The organism is Amycolatopsis orientalis DSM 40040 = KCTC 9412, from assembly GCF_000478275.1.
Taxonomy (GTDB): Bacteria; Actinomycetota; Actinomycetes; order Mycobacteriales; family Pseudonocardiaceae; genus Amycolatopsis; species Amycolatopsis orientalis.
This window is the reverse complement of sequence record NZ_ASJB01000040.1, coordinates 14,580-32,316: the sequence shown is the minus strand read 5'-3', so window position 1 is coordinate 32,316 and position 17,737 is coordinate 14,580. Positions and strand designations below refer to the sequence as shown.

2 protein-coding genes are annotated in these 17,737 nt (G+C 70.1%); both read right to left on the bottom strand.

Features of this window, described 5'->3' with window-relative positions; all coding sequences use genetic code 11:
- On the bottom strand, nt 1-1,734 hold a 1,734-nt coding region (locus tag L324_RS10365), incomplete at its 3' end, for a type I polyketide synthase (RefSeq protein WP_037306042.1).
- Nucleotides 1,735-1,781: 47 nt separating this feature from the next.
- Nucleotides 1,782-17,474, bottom strand: a complete 15,693-nt coding sequence (locus tag L324_RS10360) for a type I polyketide synthase (RefSeq protein ID WP_051173827.1) — start codon at nt 17,472-17,474, stop codon at nt 1,782-1,784.
- Nucleotides 17,475-17,737: the final 263 nt, after the last annotated feature.

Below are 17,737 nucleotides of genomic sequence, written 5' to 3'. Positions count from 1 at the left end.
CTCCGCATACAGCTCCGCCCCCATACCAACCCGCTGAGAACCCTGACCCGCGAACAAGAACGCCAACTTGCCACGGCCGACGGAACCCTCGACGAGGTCCGCGGACGAACGCCCCTCGGCCAGCGCCCGCAGCGCCCTCACCAGTTCGTCACGGTCGGCACCGGCCACCGCGGCACGCCGTTCCAGCGCCGACCGCGTCGTCGCCAGCGAGTACGCGACATCCGTCAGCGCCGCGTCGCCGTCCTCCACAAAGGACGCCAGTTTGGCCGCTTGGGCCCGCAACGCCGCCGTCGTCTTACCGGACAACACGAACGGCACCACCGCGGGCGCCCGGCGTTCGGTGGCCTGCTCCTGGGCAGGCGCCTGCTCGAGAATCGTGTGCGCGTTGGTGCCGCTGATGCCGAAGGACGACACCGCCGCCCGGCGAGGGCGTCCGGCGTCGGGCCACGCCCGCGCCTCGGTGAGCAGTTCCACGCTTCCGGAGGACCAGTCGATATGCGACGACGGCGTGTCCACGTGCAGCGTCTTGGGCAGGACCCCGTGCCGCATCGCCATGACCATCTTGATCACGCCGGCCACCCCGGCGGCGGCCTGGGTGTGCCCGAGGTTCGACTTCACCGACCCCAGCAGCAGCGGCACTTCACGGTCCTGCCCATACGCCGCGAGAAGCGCCTGTGCCTCGATCGGATCGCCCAGTGCCGTTCCGGTGCCATGCGCCTCGACAGCGTCCACTTCGGACGGTGACAGTCCGGCGCTCGCCAGCGCGGCCCTGATCACCCGGCGCTGCGACGGCCCGTTCGGCGCGGTCAGCCCGTTCGACGCGCCGTCGGAGTTCACCGCGGAGCCGCGGATCACCGCGAGCACGGAGTGGCCGTTACGGACGGCGTCCGACAGCCGCTCGACCAGCAGGATCCCGACGCCCTCGCCCCAGCCCGTGCCGTCGGCGCCCTCGGCGAACGCCTTGCACCGGCCGTCGTCCGCGAGTCCGCCTTGTGCGGAGAATTCCACGAAGGTGCCCGGCCCGGCCATCACGGTGACGCCGCCGGCCACGGCCAGATCGCATTCACCCCGCCGGAGCGAATGGGCCGCCAGGTGCAAGGCCACCAGCGAGGAGGAGCAAGCGGTGTCCACGGTGATGGCGGGGCCTTCCAGCCCCAGGGAGTACGCGATCCGGCCGGACGCCACACTCGGCGTGGTGCCGGTCATCAGATGTCCCTGCGTGCCCTCGGGTGCGGCCTCCACACCGACCCCGTAACCATGCGCCGCCGCGCCGACGAACACACCGGTCTGGCTGCCGCGCAGGGTGGTGGCGTCGATCCCCGCGCGCTCGAACGCCTCCCACGACGTCTCCAGCAACAACCGCTGCTGCGGATCCATCGCCAGCGCCTCACGCGGCGAGATCCCGAAGAAGCCTGGATCGAACTCGGCCGCGTCGTAGAGGAACCCGCCGCCACGGGCGTGGAACGTGCCCGTGGTGTCCGGGTCGGGGTCGTACAGGTTGTCCAGGTCCCAGCCGCGGTCGGCGGGGAAGCCGCCGATCGCGTCCTGCCCGGACTCCAGCAGACGCCACAGATCCTCCGGCGAGCGCACCCCGCCGGGGAAGCGGCACCCGATGCCGATGATCGCGATCGGCTCCTGCTGCTGTTCTTCGACCTCTCGCAGCCGCCGGTGCGCGTCACGCAGGTCAGCGGTCGCACGCTTGAGGTAGTTGAGAAGCTTCTGCTCGTTTTCCATCGAAATTCTTCCGCCCTCGAAGCGATCGGGATCAGGGGTCGAGCAGGTCAGGAGCCGCCGAAGCCCTTGTCCAGCAAGTCGAACAGTTCGTCGGCGGTGGCCTCCTCGAGGTCACCGTCCTCGTCGGGTCCGCGCCTGCCGTCGTTCCAGTCGGCGAGGATCGCGGCGAGCCGGGCGCCGATCCGCTCTCGTTCGCGCCGGTCCGCCGAGAAGGCGGCGAGCGCGCCGGAGAGCCGGTCGAGTTCGGCGTCCACACTGGGAGCGACCTCTTCGCCGACAAGTTCGCCCCGCAGGTACTCGGCGAGCGCCGACGGCGTCGGATAGTCGAAGACCAGGGTGGCGCTCAGTTTCAGGCCGGTGGCCACGTTGAGCCGGTTCCGCAGCTCGACCGAGGTCAGCGAGTCGAAACCGAGTTCCCGGAAGGACCGGTCGGGCTCCACGGAGGCCGAGTCGTGGTACCCGAGGACCAGTGCGGCCTGGTCCCGGACCACCTCGACGAGCGTCTCGTCCTGCTCTGCCGTGGTCAGCCCCGCGAGGCGCGCCCCGAGGTTCGCCGTGGTGTCGCCGGCGGATGAGACCGTCGCCCGGCGGGTCACCACCTTGACGAGGCTTCGCAGCAACGGGGGTACCTCGTCCGCGGTCGCCTGGCCCGAGCCCAGGTCCAGCACGGTGGGAACCAGCAACGCGTCGGCGCGGGCACGGGCCGAGTCGAACAACGCGAGCCCCTGCTCGGGACTCAGCGCGCCACTGCCCGATCGGGAAACCCTGGCCCGGTCCGCGGAACTGAGTGTCCCGCCCATGCCGCCGTCTTCCTGGTCCCACAACCCCCATGCCAGCGACAGGCCCGGCAAACCGTTCGCCCGACGATGAGCCGCGAGAGCGTCCAGGAAGACATTCGCCGCCGAATAGTTCGCTTGCCCCGGGTTGCCGAAGACTCCCGACGCCGACGAGAACATCACAAACTCGGCCAAGTCACGGTTCTTCGTCAATTCATGGAGGTTCCACGCCGCGTCCGCCTTCGGACGCAGCACTCCGGCGACACGGTCAGGAGTCAGCGACTCCACCACACCGTCGTCGAGCACCCCGGCGGTATGCACGACCGCCGTCAGATCCACAGTGGACAGGAGATCAGCCAGCGCGTGCCGGTCGGCCACGTCACACGCCGCCACCGACACCTCAGTACCCAGAGCGGTCAACTCGGTGACCAACGCATCCGCACCAGGAGCCGCCGCACCACGACGACTGACCAGCAACAACTTCCGCGCGCCCTGACCGACCAGATGCCTAGCCACCAAAGCACCCAGATTCCCCGTGCCGCCAGTGATCAGCACCGTTCCGTCGGCGTCAAGGGAACGCGGCACAGTCAAGACGACCTTGCCCACATGCTTCGCCTGCGACATGAACCGCAACGCCTCCGGCGCCTGCCGCACATCCCACACCCGGGAGGGCAACGGCGACAACACCTCGGCCTCGAACAAGCCCACCAGCTCGGCCAGCATCTCACCGATCCGCGCCGGACCGGCCTCCACCAGATCGAACGCCTGGTACCGGACCCCGTGGTACTCGGCCGCGACCTGCTCCGGCTCCCGGACGTCAGTCTTGCCCATCTCCGCGAACCGGCCACCCCGCGGCAACAGCCTCAGCGAGGCGTCGACGAACTCACCCGCCAACGCGTCCAAGACCACATCCACACCGCGACCTTGAGACGCGGCAAGGAACTTCGCCTCGAAGTCAGTGTCCCGCGACGACGCCAGATGATCGTCCGCCACACCGAGCGCGCGCACAGCGTCCCACTTGGCCGCACTCGCCGTCGCGAAAACCTCGACACCCCAATGCCGCGCCAACTGCACCGCGGCCATACCCACCCCTCCGGCGGCGGCGTGAATCAACGCCGCCTCACCGGAACGGACATCCATCAGATCACGCAGGGCATAGAACGCCGTCAGGAAGACGATCGGCACCGATGCCGCGTCCACAAAGGACCATCCGGCCGGAATCCTGGCCAGCATCCGGGAGTCTGTCACCGCCACCGGCCCGAACGCCCCCGACAGCAGCCCCAGCACCCGGTCTCCTGGGACCAGCCCCGTGACGCCGGAGCCGACTTCCAGCACCACCCCGGCACCCTCGATACCCATCAGCCCGGCGTCGCCGGGATACATGCCCAGCGCGTTCAGCACGTCACGGAAGTTCACCCCGGCCGCGCGCACCTCGACCCGGACGTCCAACTCTCCCAACGGTTCCCCCGCCTGCGGCCACGACAGCAGCGAAAGGTTCGACAACGTGCCCTTGCCGACACTGTCCAATCGCCATAGTGCCTCGCCGGTCGGTGGCATCAGATCGGCCGACCGCGAAGCCCGGTCCAGCCGCGCGGCGAAGACGTCGCCACCACGCGCGACCAGCCGAGGTTCGCCGGTGACCGCCAACGCGCGCTCCAGTGACCTCGGATCGTCGTCCACGTCGACCACGGACACCCGGTCAGGATGCTCACTCTGCACGCTCATGAGCAGGCCCCAGACCCCCGATGCCGCGAGGTCCAGCACGTCCTCGCCGCTACTCGCCGCGACCGCCCGGTGGGTCACCACGACCAGCCGCGAATCGTCGAAAGTCTTCTCCGACAGCCACTCCTGGACGAGTGCCAGCACGGAAGAGGTCAGTTCGGTCGTGCCCCGGCCGTCGGCCGCGCAGTCCACGACCACGATCGGTGGCACGTTCGCCCGCACCGGCATCAGGTCGAAGCCCGGCAAAGTAGTCCACCCGGGTGCCGCGTCCGCCGGGGTGACCGGCTCCCACATCAGGCGGAACAGGTTGTTGCCGGTGTGGTCGCCCGTGCTGGGCAACGACTCCTCGGACACCGCACGCAGCACCAGCGAGTCCACCGAGGCGATCGGCCGACCCGTGCTGTCCGCCACCTCGATCGACAGCGAGTCCGCGCCGGTCTTGGTCAGCTTCACCCTGGCCGCGTCCGCGCCGACCGCGAACAGGGACACGCCCGACCAGGCGAACGGGATACGTCCGCCCTCGGTCGCGTCGTCACGCAGGGCCCACGCGTGGAGCCCGGCGTCGAACAACGCGGGGTGCAGCCCGAAGCGCCCGGCCTCACCGGCGGCTTCGGAAGGCAACGCCACGTTCGCGAACACCTCGTCGTCCCGCACCCAGACGTCGCGCAGGCCCTGGAAGGTGGGTCCGTAGACGAAACCTGCCTCCGCAAGTCCTTCGTAGAGACCGGTGACCTCCACCCGTCGCGCTCCGGCAGGCGGCCACTCCGCCGCCCCTGGGCCGGGTTCCCCGGCCGGCACCGACAGCGATCCCGTGGCATGCCTGGTCCACACGCCGTCGGCGGCCGCGCCGTCGAACCGCGAATGGATCGAGAGCACTCGCCTGCCTTCGTCGTCCGCTTCCCCGACGACGACCTGCAGGTGCACCCCGTCCGACTCCGGCAGCACCAGCGGCGCCTCCAGGGTCAGCTCCTCGACGCGTCCGCACCCTGCCCGGTCTCCGGCGAAGACGGCGAGGTCCACCAGCGCGGTACCCGGCACCAGCGCCCGGCCCAGGATGACGTGGTCGGCGATCCAGCCGTGCGTCCGCAGCGACAGGCGCCCGGTCAGCACCATCCCGTCGCCGTCGGCCAGCTCGACGGCGGCTCCCAGCAACGGGTGGTCCTCGGCGGTGAGCCCGAGCAGCGCGGGTTCCGCCTTGCCGCTGAAGGAGGTGGTCTCCAGCCAGAAGGGCGCGCGCTGGAAGGCGTAGGTCGGCAAGTCGACCTTCCTGGCACCGGTGCCCTCGAACACCGTCTCCCAGTCCACTGTGGAGCCGTCGACGCACAACCCCGCCAACGCCGTGATCGCGCTCTGCGCTTCCGGCCGGTCGCCCCGCACCACGGACCGGAACACCGCGTCCGAATCCGGCAGGCAACCCTGTGCCATCGCGGTCAGCACGCCGTCCGGTCCCAGCTCGACGAACTTCGTCACGCCGTGCGCGGCGAGCGTCTCCACACCGTTGAGGAAGCGGACAGCTTCCCGCACGTGAGTGACCCAGTACGCGGGCGTGGCCTGTTCGCCGGTGACGGAACCGGACACATTGGACACGATCGGGATACGCGGCTCGTGGAAGGTCAGTCCATTGAGGACCTTCTCCCAGTCCGCGAGCATCGGCTCCATCAACGGCGAGTGGAAGGCGTGACTGACCGGCAGGCGCTTGGTCTTGCGTCCCTGCGCGGAGAACTCGTCCGCGATCCGCAGCACCGCGGCCACCTCACCCGAGATCACCACGGACCGCGGCCCGTTGACGGCGGCGAGGTCCACCGCGCCCACGGCGCTCTTCACCTGCACCAGCGCCTCGTCCTCGGTGGCCTCCAGGGCGACCATGGCGCCGATGCCCACCGGCAGCGCCTGCATCAGGGCGCCGCGGGCCGCGACCAGCTCGCAGGCGTCGGCGAGGGAGAACACGCCGGCCACGTGCGCGGCGACGAGTTCACCGAGCGAGTGGCCCAGCAGGAAGTCCGGCCGGATTCCCCACGACTCCAACAGCCGGAACAGCGCGGTCTCGACGGCGAACAAGGCCGCCTGTGTGTAGACGGTCTGGTCCAGCAGCTCGGGCTCGCCGAACACCACGTCCCGCAACGGCTTGTCCAGGTACCGGTCGAACTGGGCGCAAGCCGCGTCGAAAGCCTCGGCGAACACGGGGAACTCGGTGCACAGCTCGCGTCCCATCCCGAGCCGCTGGGCGCCTTGACCGGTGAACAGGTAGGCCAGCTTCCCGCCGACCGGGGTGCCCTCCACCACCGAAGCGTCGGTGCCGCCCTCGGCCAAGCCGTGCAAGGCACGCGAAGCGGCGGACCGGTCCTCGGCGACGACGACGGCCCGGTGTTCCCACGACGCCCGCGAAGAGACGAGCGAGTACGCCAGGTCGAGCAGCGAATCCGTGCCCTGCTCCATGGCCGCGGCCAGCCTTCCCGCCTGTGCCCGCACGGCCGCGGCCGACTTGCCCGTCACCACCAGCGGGAGGACAGACGGAGTCCTCGTGACCGGCGGCGTGACGGCCGCCTCGGCGGGTGCCTGCTCCAGGATGGTGTGGGCGTTCGTCCCGCTGAACCCGAACGAGGACACCGCGGCCCGGCGGGGATGCCCGTTTTCCGCCCAGTCGCGGGCTTCGGTGAGCAGCTCGACCGCGCCCGCGGACCAGTCCACCTGTGCCGACGGCGCGTCCACGTGCAGGGTCTTCGGCAGCACACCGTGCCGCATGGCCATGACCATCTTGATCACGCCCGCCACCCCGGCCGCGGCCTGGGTGTGACCGACATTGGACTTGACCGACCCGAGCCACAACGGCTCCTCGCGATCCTGCCCGTACGTCGCCAGCAACGCTTGCGCCTCGATCGGGTCACCCAGCGAGGTCCCCGTGCCGTGCGCCTCCACAACGTCCACTTCGGACGGTCGCAATCCGGCGTCGGCCAGCGCCGCGCGGATCACCCGCTGCTGCGAAGGACCGTTCGGCGCGGTCAGCCCGTTCGACGCGCCATCCTGGTTCACCGCGCTGCCCCGCACCACGGCCAGTACCTGATGTCCCTTGCGCCGGGCGTCCGACAGCCGCTCGACCAGGAGCATGCCGATACCTTCGCCCCAGCCCGTTCCGTCGGCGCCGTCGGCGAACGCCTTGCACCGGCCGTCGGCCGCCAGCCCGCGCTGGGCGCTGAACTCGACGAACGCGCCCGGGGTGGACATCACCGTGACCCCGCCGGCGAGGGCCATCTCGCACTCACCGCTGCGCAGGGACTGCACGGCCCAGTGCAGGGCCACCAGCGAAGACGAACAGGCGGTGTCGACGGTGACCGCCGGGCCTTCCAGCCCGAAGGTGTAGGCGACGCGGCCGGACATCACGCTGGCCGAGTTGCCCGTGCCGAGGTGGCCGTCGTGGCTGTCCTCGGCACCGGCCAGCACCACCAGGTAGTCCTGCCCGTTGGAACCGACGAACACGCCGGTCCGGCTGCCCCGGACGGATGCCGGGTCGATCCCCGCGCGTTCGAAGGCCTCCCACGACGTCTCCAGCAGGAGCCGCTGCTGCGGGTCCATCGCCAGCGCTTCCCGCGGCGAGATGTCGAAGAACGCCGGATCGAAGTGCGCGGCCGTGTCGAGGAAGGCGCCGTCGCGGGTGTAGGTGGTGCCAGGGTTCTCCGGATCGGGGTGGTAGAGCGTCTCCAGATCCCAGCCTCGGTCCGACGGGAAGTCGCCGACGGCGTCCACCCCGTCCGCGACCAGCTGCCAGAGCTGCTCCGGGTTCTCCACCGCGCCGGGGAACCGGCAGGCCATCCCGACGATCGCGATCGGCTCGCCGTCCACCATGACGGACCGCTCGGCGGCCTCCTCGGCCAGGCCGCCGATCAGCTCGTCGAGCAGATGTCCCGCGAGGGCGAGGGGGTTGGGGTAGTCGAAGACCAGGGTGGTCGGCAGGTCGAGCCCGACCGCCGGGACCATCCGGTTGCGCAGTTCCACCGCGGTGAGCGAGTCGAAGCCCAGTTCACGGAAGGCACGGTTCGGCTCGACGTCGTCCGGACCGGTGTACCCGAGCACGACGGCGGCCTCGGTGCGCACCAGGTCCAGTAGGGTCGCCAGCTGCCCGGCGCGGTCCAGCCGGGCGAGTTCCTCCCGCAGTCCAGAGGTGAGGGTTTCGACCTCAGTGCTCGCCGCTTCCGGCAACTCGGCGAGGAGGGGGCTGGGTCGCCGCGAGGTGAACACCGGCGCGAAGCGAGCCCAATCGACGTCGGCCACAGTGACCGTGGTGTCGTGTTGCGCACCTTCCAACGCCGCCAACGCCCGCTCCGGCGCCAACGCCGTCAGACCACGCTTGGCGAGCTGCGCACCTGCTTCTCCGACTGCCATACCTGCTTCGGCCCAGGGGCCCCACGCCACCGACAGGCCAGGAAGACCATCGGCACGACGCTGTTCGATCAGTGCGTCAAGGAACGCATTGCCCGCCGCGTAGCCAGACTGGCCACCGCTGCCCCACGTCGCCGCGATCGACGAGAACACGATGAACGCGTCAAGACCCTCGGTCAGCTCGTGCAGGTTGACCGCACCGGCTACCTTGCCCGCGACCACCGCACGGAACTCTTCCTCACCGCAGTCCGCCAGCGGAGTCGACTGCGCGACACCCGCCGCGTGAACCACCACCGACAGATCCGTGAGCCCGCCGACCAGTTCGGCCACCGCCGCACGATCGGCCACATCACAGGCCGCCACCGTGACCTCGACGCCCGACTCCCGCAACTCCGCGGCCAGATCTTCCGCCCCCGGCGATGCCGCTCCGCGGCGACTGACCAGCACCAGATGCTCGACACCACGCTGAGCCAGCCACCGCGCCACCTGAGCACCCAAAGCACCCGTGCCACCGGTCACCAGAGCGGTGCCACTGAAAGCCCACGGTTCTTCACCGGCCGCCGCCGCTCGCACCAGACGGCGCGCGAACACGCCGGACGCCCGCACCGCGACCTGGTCCTCAGTCCCCGTCAATACACCCAGCACCCGGTCGTCACCCGCGGCGGGCAGGTCGATCAGCCCGCCCCACACCTCCGGATGCTCCAGTGCCGCGACCCGGCCCAAGCCCCATACCTGCGCCTGCTCCGGGGCCGACAACCGGTCATCACGACCGACCGACACCGCACCCCGCGTCACCGCCCACACCTTGACACCGGTACCCACGGCCGCCCGCACCACTGTCAGCGTCGATGCGGCGTCCAAACAGGACACGACGCCAGTGAAACGACCGGCTGCCAACAATTCCGTCAACGCGGACTGGTCCGCGCGGTCGACGACGACAACCTCGCCAAGACCTGTGAGAACGTCACCTTCAGCCAGCGGGACCGGCGACAGCACCAGCCACTCGCCCTCCGGCCGAGCCTCAGGAACCGGAACCGGAACCCATTCCACCCGGTACCGCCAACCCTCGACCACAGAAGATTCACGACGCCGCTGACGCCACGCCGAAAGCGATGACACAAAGCTGCCCAAGGGCTGTCCGGCTTCGAGCGCCAGGGACTTCGACAGCGACTCCAGGTCCTCGCGCTCCACCGCGTCCCAGAACGCCGCGTCGACTTCGTCCATCGGGGACGCGGGAGCGCTGCCCAGTTCCAGCCAGAAGCGGTCGCGCTGGAAGGCGTAGGTGGGCAGGTCCACCGGGTTTCCGTTGACCAGCGCGGTCCAGTCGACCGCGATACCGCGGGTGTGCAGCGCGCCGAGCGCCGTCATCGCGGTGCGGACCTCAGGCCGGTCACCGCGGAGCAACGGCACGAACAACGCCTCAGCGTCGGGAAGACAACCCTGCGCCAGTCCGCTCAACACACCGTCCGGGCCCAACTCGACAAACGACGTCACACCCTCAGCGGCAAGAGCTTTCACGCCGTCGGCGAAACGCACTGCCTGGCGCACGTGATCGAGCCAGTACTGCGGCGACGTCAAGTCCGCGGTCAGCCCACCGGACACAGTGGACACCACCGGGATCCGCGGTGCGGCGAACGTGATCCCGTCGAGAACCTCGGCGAACTCGGCGAGCATCGGCTCCATCAACGGCGAATGGAACGCATGACTCACCTCAAGACGCTTCGTCTTACGCCCCCTCGCCGCGAACTCCCCAGCAATCCGGGAAACCACCGACTCCACGCCCGAAATCACCACCGAATTCGGACCGTTCACCGCCGCGATACCGAACTCGGACGTCGGCACGAACTCGTCCTCGGCCGCCTCAATAGCGACCATCACCCCACCAGCGGGCGACGCCTGCATCAACCGACCGCGAGCCGACACCAACTTCCCGGCATCCTCCAACGAGAACACCCCGGCAACATGCGCAGCCGCGATCTCACCAATCGAATGGCCCAACAGGAAATCGGGACGCACACCCCACGACTCGACAAGCCGGTACAACGCAACCTCAAGAGCGAACAACGCAGGCTGCGCGAACTCCGTCCGACCAAGATCACCCAACGGCGGCAAGAACTCGCACGCCGCATCAAACGCCTCAGCGAAAACCGGGAACTCCGCATACAACTCAGCACCCATACCAAGCCGCTGAGAACCCTGACCAGCGAACAAGAACGCCAACCGCCCACCGGAAACCGCCCCGGTGACCACGTCGGCCGAAGAGGTACCTGCGGCCAGAGCGGTGAGCGCGGTCAGCAGTTCGTCCCGATTCGCGCCGAGCGCCACGGCGCGGTGTTCCAACGCCGACCGCGTCGTCGCCAGCGAGAAGGCCACGTCCGCGAGTTCACTGTCCTCAAGGGACAACAACCGCGCGGCCTGCCCTCGCAAGGCCGCGGCGGTCTTGCCGGACAGCACGAACGGCACCACCGAGGGCAGCCGCGGGGCGGCGGCGGGCCCGGCGGCCGGGGCCTGTTCGAGGATCGTGTGCGCGTTCGTCCCGCTGATCCCGAAGGAGGAGACACCCGCCCGCCGGGGACGTCCGGTGTCCGGCCACGCGCGGGCGTCCGTGAGCAGTTCCACCGCGCCGGCGGACCAGTCCACCTGTGTCGACGGCGCGTCCACGTGCAGCGTCTTGGGCAGGACGCCGTGGTGCAGGGCCATGACCATCTTGATCACCCCGGCCATCCCCGCCGCGGCCTGGGTGTGCCCGAGGTTGGACTTGACCGACCCGAGCCACAACGACTCTTCCCGGTCCTGGCCGTAGGTCGCCAGCAACGCCTGTGCCTCGATCGGGTCACCCAGCGCGGTGCCGGTGCCGTGTGCCTCGACAGCGTCCACTTCGGACGGTTCCAGTCCGGCACTCGCGAGGGCGGCGCGGATCACCCGCTGCTGTGACGGGCCGTTGGGCGCGGTCAGCCCGTTCGAGGCGCCGTCGGAGTTGATGGCGCTGCCGCGGATCACGGCCAGCACCCGGTGGCCGCGGCGCTGCGCGTCCGACAGCCGCTCGACGAGCAGCATGCCCGCGCCTTCGCCCCATCCGGTGCCGTCGGCGGCGTCGGCGAACGGCTTGCAGCGGCCGTCCGCCGCGAGCCCGCCCTGTGCGCCGAACTCCTCGAACGCGTTCGGGGTGGACATGATGGTGACCCCGCCCACCAAGGCGAGTTCGCATTCGTCCTTGCGGAGTGCCTGTGCGGCCAGATGCAGTGCCACCAGCGAGGAGGAACAAGCCGTGTCGACGGTGATCGCCGGGCCTCCCAGCCCGAAGCTGTAGGCGATCCGTCCGGACGCGACGCTGGGCGTGGTGCCGGTCAGCACGTGGCCCTGCACTCCGTCGGGTGCCTCGGCGCCCACCGCGTAGCCCTGTGCCGCGGCGCCCACGAACACACCGGTCTGGCTGCCCCGGACCTGGGCCGGGGTGATCCCGGCGCGTTCGAACGCCTCCCAAGCGGTCTCCAGCAGCACTCGCTGCTGCGGATCCATCGCCAGCGCTTCCCGCGGCGAAATGCCGAACAGGCCGGGGTCGAACTGGGCGGCGTCGTAGAGGAATCCGCCTTGGGGCGCGTAGGACTCGTCCGCGGTGGTGCTCCAGCCGCGGTCCGCGGGAAATCCGCCGACCGCGTCGGTCTCGGCGGTCAGCAGCTCCCAGAGGTCCTCCGGCGAAGCCACCCCGCCGGGGAAACGGCACCCGATGCCGATGATGGCGATCGGCTCGTCGTCCGCCTTCACCCTGGTCGGCGCCGGCCGTTCGGCCGGGGTCGAACCGGCCAGCTCACCGAGCAGGAACCGCGCCAGCACGGCGGGCGCGGGGTGGTCGAAGACCGCCGTCGCCGGCAGCCGCACCCCGGTTACGGCCTTGAGCCGGTTGCGGAGGTCGACGCCGGTGAGCGAATCGAAACCCAGCTCGCGGAACGCGCGATCGGCTTCGATCGCCTCGGCTGAGCGGTAACCGAGGACTGCGGCGGCTTCGGTGCGGACTAGGTCGAGCAGGACGCGTTCGGCGTCGGACTCGGACAGCGCGGCGAGCCGTTGCCGCAGGGTCGCGTCGCCGAGCCCGGTGCCTGCCACGGCCTTGCCGCGCCCCGGCCGGATACCGGCCAGGCCGTGCAGCAACCGCGGGACCTCGGTCTTCGCGCCGCGCAGGCCGTCGGTCTGAAGCCGGATCGGGACCAGCAGCGGTTCGTCCGCGGCCAGTGCCGCGTCGAACAACTCGAGCCCTTCGGCTTCACTCAGGCCCTCGACGCCGTCACGGCTGAGCCGTGCTACATCGGCTTCGCCGAGATGCCCGGTGATGCCACCGAGCCGCGACCAGAGGCCCCACGCCAGTGAGGTGGCCGGGAGCCCGGCGGCGCGCCGCCGATGGGCCAGCGCGTCCAGGAAGACGTTGGCGGCGGCGTAGCCCGCTTGCCCGGCGGCGCCGAAGACCCCCGCGGCTCCCGAAAACACCACGAACAGGGCCAGGTCATGGTCACGGGTCAGCTCGTCGAGGTGTACCGCGGAGTCCACTTTGGACCGCAGGGTGGCGCTGACGCGCTCCGGGGTCAATGTGTCGACGAGTCCGTCGTCCAGCGCGCCCGCGGTGTGCACGACACCGGTCAGCGGCCGGTCCAGTCCGCGCAGGACGGCGGCGAGCTGCTCGCGGTCGGCGACGTCGCAAGCGGTCACCTCGACCTCGGCGCCCAGTCCGGTCAGTTCGTCGGCCAGCTCGCTCGCTCCGTCGGCGGCAGACCCGCGCCGGCTGAGCAGGAGCAGGTGACGCACGCCGTGTTCGGTGACGAGGTGCCGGGCCACCAGTCCGCCCAGGTTGCCGGTACCGCCGGTGATCAGCACGGTGCCGTCCCCGCCGACTCCCTGCGGCACTTCGCCCTGGACGACACGTGTCAGACGTGGCACGAGCACCACGCCGTCCCGCACGGCCAGTTCGGGCTCACCGGTGGACAGCGCCGCGGCGAGCAAGCCGAGATCGGCGGGATCGGTGACGTCGGCCAGCGCGAAGCGGCCGGGGTTCTCCGAACGCGCGGAGCGCACCAAGCCCCAGACCGCCGCCGAAGCGGTGTCCGGCACGTCCTCACCGGGGGCCGCCGCGATCGCGCCCTTGGTCACGAAGACCAGCCGCGAGCCCGCGAACCGCTCCTGTGACAGCCAGTCCTGCACCACCGTGAGTGCCTTGTGGACAGTCCGATGTGGATCACCTTCGACGCCTTCACAGTGCAGGAGGACGGTGTCCGGCACGGGCTCGCCGTCGGCCAGTTCCGCGTACTCCGGCAGTGCGGCGAACTCGGCGTCGGGCAGCGGGAGTGTTTCCCAGGCGACCCGGAACAGGTTCTTCGACCGTCCGGCGCCCGTCGCCGACGCGGGCCGCAGTGCCAGTGACTCGACCGCGGCGACGGGATTCCCGGCGCCGTCGGCAGCGAGGAGTGACACGCTGTCTCCCGCGTGCCGGGTCAGCCGGATCCGCAACGCCGGTGCGCCGGTCGCGTGGAGGGACACCCCGGCCCAGGAGAACGGCAGATATGCCCCGCCACCGCCGAACGACACCGCGCCCAGTGCGTGGAGGCCGGCGTCGAGCAGCGCGGGATGCAGTCCGAAGTCACCCGCGCCTGCGTGCTCCTCACGCGGCAGCTCGACCTCGGCGAACACCTCGTCCCCGCGCTCCCACACCGCACGCAAGCCGCGGAAGACCGGACCGTACTCGAGTCCGACACTCGCGAGTCCGGCGTACAGGCCGTCGATGTCGACCGGTTCGGCGTTCGCGGGCGGCCAGGTGTGCAGGCCCTCGGCCGTGCCCGGGTCCGGTGAGAGGGCGCCCGAGGCGTGCCGCGTCCACGGCATCCCCTCTTCTTCCCGGGAGTAGAAGACCAGGCCACGCGTCCCCGCCTCGTCGGCCGCGCCGACCACGAGTTGCACCTGGACACCGCCGGTCGCGGGCAGCACCAACGGCACCTCGACCGTCAGCTCCTCGACCCTGGCGCAGCCCACGCGGTCACCCGCCTGTACCGCCAGTTCCACGAAGGCGGTGCCCGGCAGGAACACCCGCCCCAGCACCACGTGCTCGCCCAGCCAGGGGTGGGTGCTCAGCGAAAGCCGTCCGGTGAGCAGGACCTCGTCGCCCCCGGCCACTTCGACCACGGCGCGGAGCAACGGGTGCTGTCCCATGGCGCCGAGCCCGGCCCCGGCGACGTCGCCGTGCAGCGCGGGCGAACTCGTCGGCCAGTAGCGCTCGTGCTGGAACGGATACGTGGGCAGGTCTTCAGGAACCGTCCCGGCCTTGCCCAGCAGGCCCCGCCAGTCGACATCGGCGCCATGGCAGAACGCCTCCCCCGCGGAGAGCAGGAACCGCTCCAGGCCGCCCTCGTCGCGGCGAAGTGTGCCGACCACCGGAACATCGACGGTGTCCTCGATCGCCATCGTCAGCACCGGATGAGCGCTGACCTCCACGAACATCTGCTGCCCCTCGGCAGCCAGCGTTTCCACCGCGTCCGCGAACCGCACCGTCTGACGCAGGTTCCGATACCAGTAGCCACCCGTCAACTCCGCGGTGTCCAGCCACCGAGAGTCCACAGTGGAATAGAACGGAACCTCACCCGTCCGCGGGGATACCGGGGCGAGCAACTCCGCCAGCTGTGTCTCGATCCGCTCGACATGAGCGGAATGGGACGCGTAATCCACCGCCACCAACCGGGCCCGGATGCCCTCGGCCTCATACCGGGCCTTCGCCTTCGCGAGTGCGTCCGGGTCACCCGACAGCACCACCGCGTTCGGGCCATTCACCGCGGCGATCGACACACCCTCACCGACCTCGGTCACCGGCGCGGCCACCGACAACATCCCGCCCAGACCAGCCAGCTCGGCGGCGATGGCCTGGCTGCGCAAAGCCACCACCCGAGCCCCGTCCTCCAGGCTCAAGCCGCCAGCCACCACCGCGGCCGCGATCTCACCCTGAGAGTGACCCACCACGGCGGAAGGAATCACGCCGAGCGAACGCCACACCTCGGCCAGCGACACCATCACCGACCACAACACCGGCTGAACAACATCAACCCGGCTAAGCGCAGTCTCGTCGGCCAGCACGTCAAACAACGACCAGTCCACAAAGGACCGCAAAGCGCTGTCGCATTCCTCCATGCGCGACGCGAAAACCGGGCTCTCCTTCAACAGCGCCGACGCCATACCCAGCCACTGCGAACCCTGACCAGGGAACACAAAGACCACACGCTCAACACCCGAACCAGAACCCCGCACCACACCCGCGGGCTGCTCACCCGCAGCCAACGCAGCCGCCAAACCAGCCTGATCCTCGCCCACGAGCACCGCACGATGCCCGAACACCGAACGGCCAGCGAGCCCCGCAGCCACGCCCGCGGTGTCACGGTCGACGGCGAAGTCGGCGAGCCGGGCGGCGGTCTCGGTCAGCGCGTCCGCCGACTTCGCCGACAACACCCAGGGCGCCACCGCCGCGGGCACCGTGACGACGGGTTCGGCCGCCGGAGCCTCTTCGACCACCACATGCGCGTTGGTCCCGCTCATGCCGAACGCGGACACCCCCGCCCGGCGGGGAGTGGCACCAGCCGGCCAGTCCTGAACCTCGGTCAGCAGCTCCACCGCACCCGCCGTCCAGTCCACATGGGACGAGGGCTGTTCGGCGTGCAGTGTCTTCGGCAGCTTTTCGTGCCGCAGGGCCATGACCATCTTGATCACGCCCGCGACACCCGCGGCCGCCTGCGTGTGTCCAAGGTTCGACTTCACCGAACCGAGCCACAACGGCCGGTCACGATCCTGGCCGTACGTCGCCAGCAACGCCTGCGCCTCGATCGGATCACCGAGCGCGGTCCCCGTACCGTGCGCCTCCACAGCGTCCACATCGGACGGTGAGAGCCCGGCACTGGCCAACGCCGCGCGGATCACCCGCTGCTGCGAAGGACCATTCGGCGCCGTCAACCCGTTCGACGCACCGTCCTGGTTCACCGCGGAACCACGCACCACAGCCAGCACCCGGTGCCCGAGCCGTCGCGCGTCCGACAACCGCTCCACCAACAGCACGCCGACGCCTTCGCCCCAGCCCGTGCCGTCCGCGCCCTCGGCGAACGCCTTGCACCGGCCGTCGGCGGCCAGCCCGCCTTGCGCGGAGAATTCCAGGAACGCGCCGGGCGTGGACATGATCATCACGCCGCCCGCCAGCGCCATCGTGCACTCGCGGCGGCGCAGGGCCTGCACGGCGAGGTGGATCGAGACCAGCGAGGACGAGCAGGCGGTGTCGACCGTGACCGCGGGGCCCTCCAGGCCGAAGGTGTACGAAAGCCGCCCGGACACCACGGCGGCGGCGTTGCCGGTGAGCAGGTGACCCTCGGTGTCTTCGGCGGAGGCGCGCAGGACCGCGGCGTAGTCCTGGCTGCTCGTCCCCATGAACACACCGATCCGCGCGCCCGACACCGCGTCGGGGGCGATGCCCGCACGCTCGAAGGCCTCCCACGAGGTCTCCAGCAGCAGTCGCTGCTGCGGGTCCATCGCGAGCGCTTCACGCGGGGAAATACCGAAGAACGCGGGATCGAACCCGGAGGCGTCGTCGACGAATCCGCCGAGCCGGGCGAACCCCGGCTGGTCGAGCTCCCAGGCACGGTCTTCGGGGAACCCGCCGACCGCGTCGGTGCCCGCCAGCACCAGGTCCCACAGCTGCTCCGGCGTGCGGACCCCGCCGGGGTACCGGCAGCCCATGCCGACGATGGCGATCGGCTCCTGCTCGGCCACTTCCCGTTCGCGCAGGCGCCTGCGCGTTTGATGCAGGTCAGTGGTGGTCAACTTGAGATACTCGCGAAGTTTGTCTTCACTGGCCAATCTGAGCCACCTCGATCACCGCAGACCACGAATACACCCTTGACCGGCACGATCGATCGCGGTGCCGGGAACCAAAGAAAAAAGTATTCGACGAGCGACGGGGGCGACAACCCCTAGGTGACCCCTAGGTACCGCACATCAGCGGCACAGGCCGACGACCTGCGCATTGTTCACCATTATTCCCGATTTCCATTTCTGGAAAAGCATAGCGCGAATAATTTGTTTTCACGATTTCCCCGCGGGCAAATTCCCGGAGGAATTCG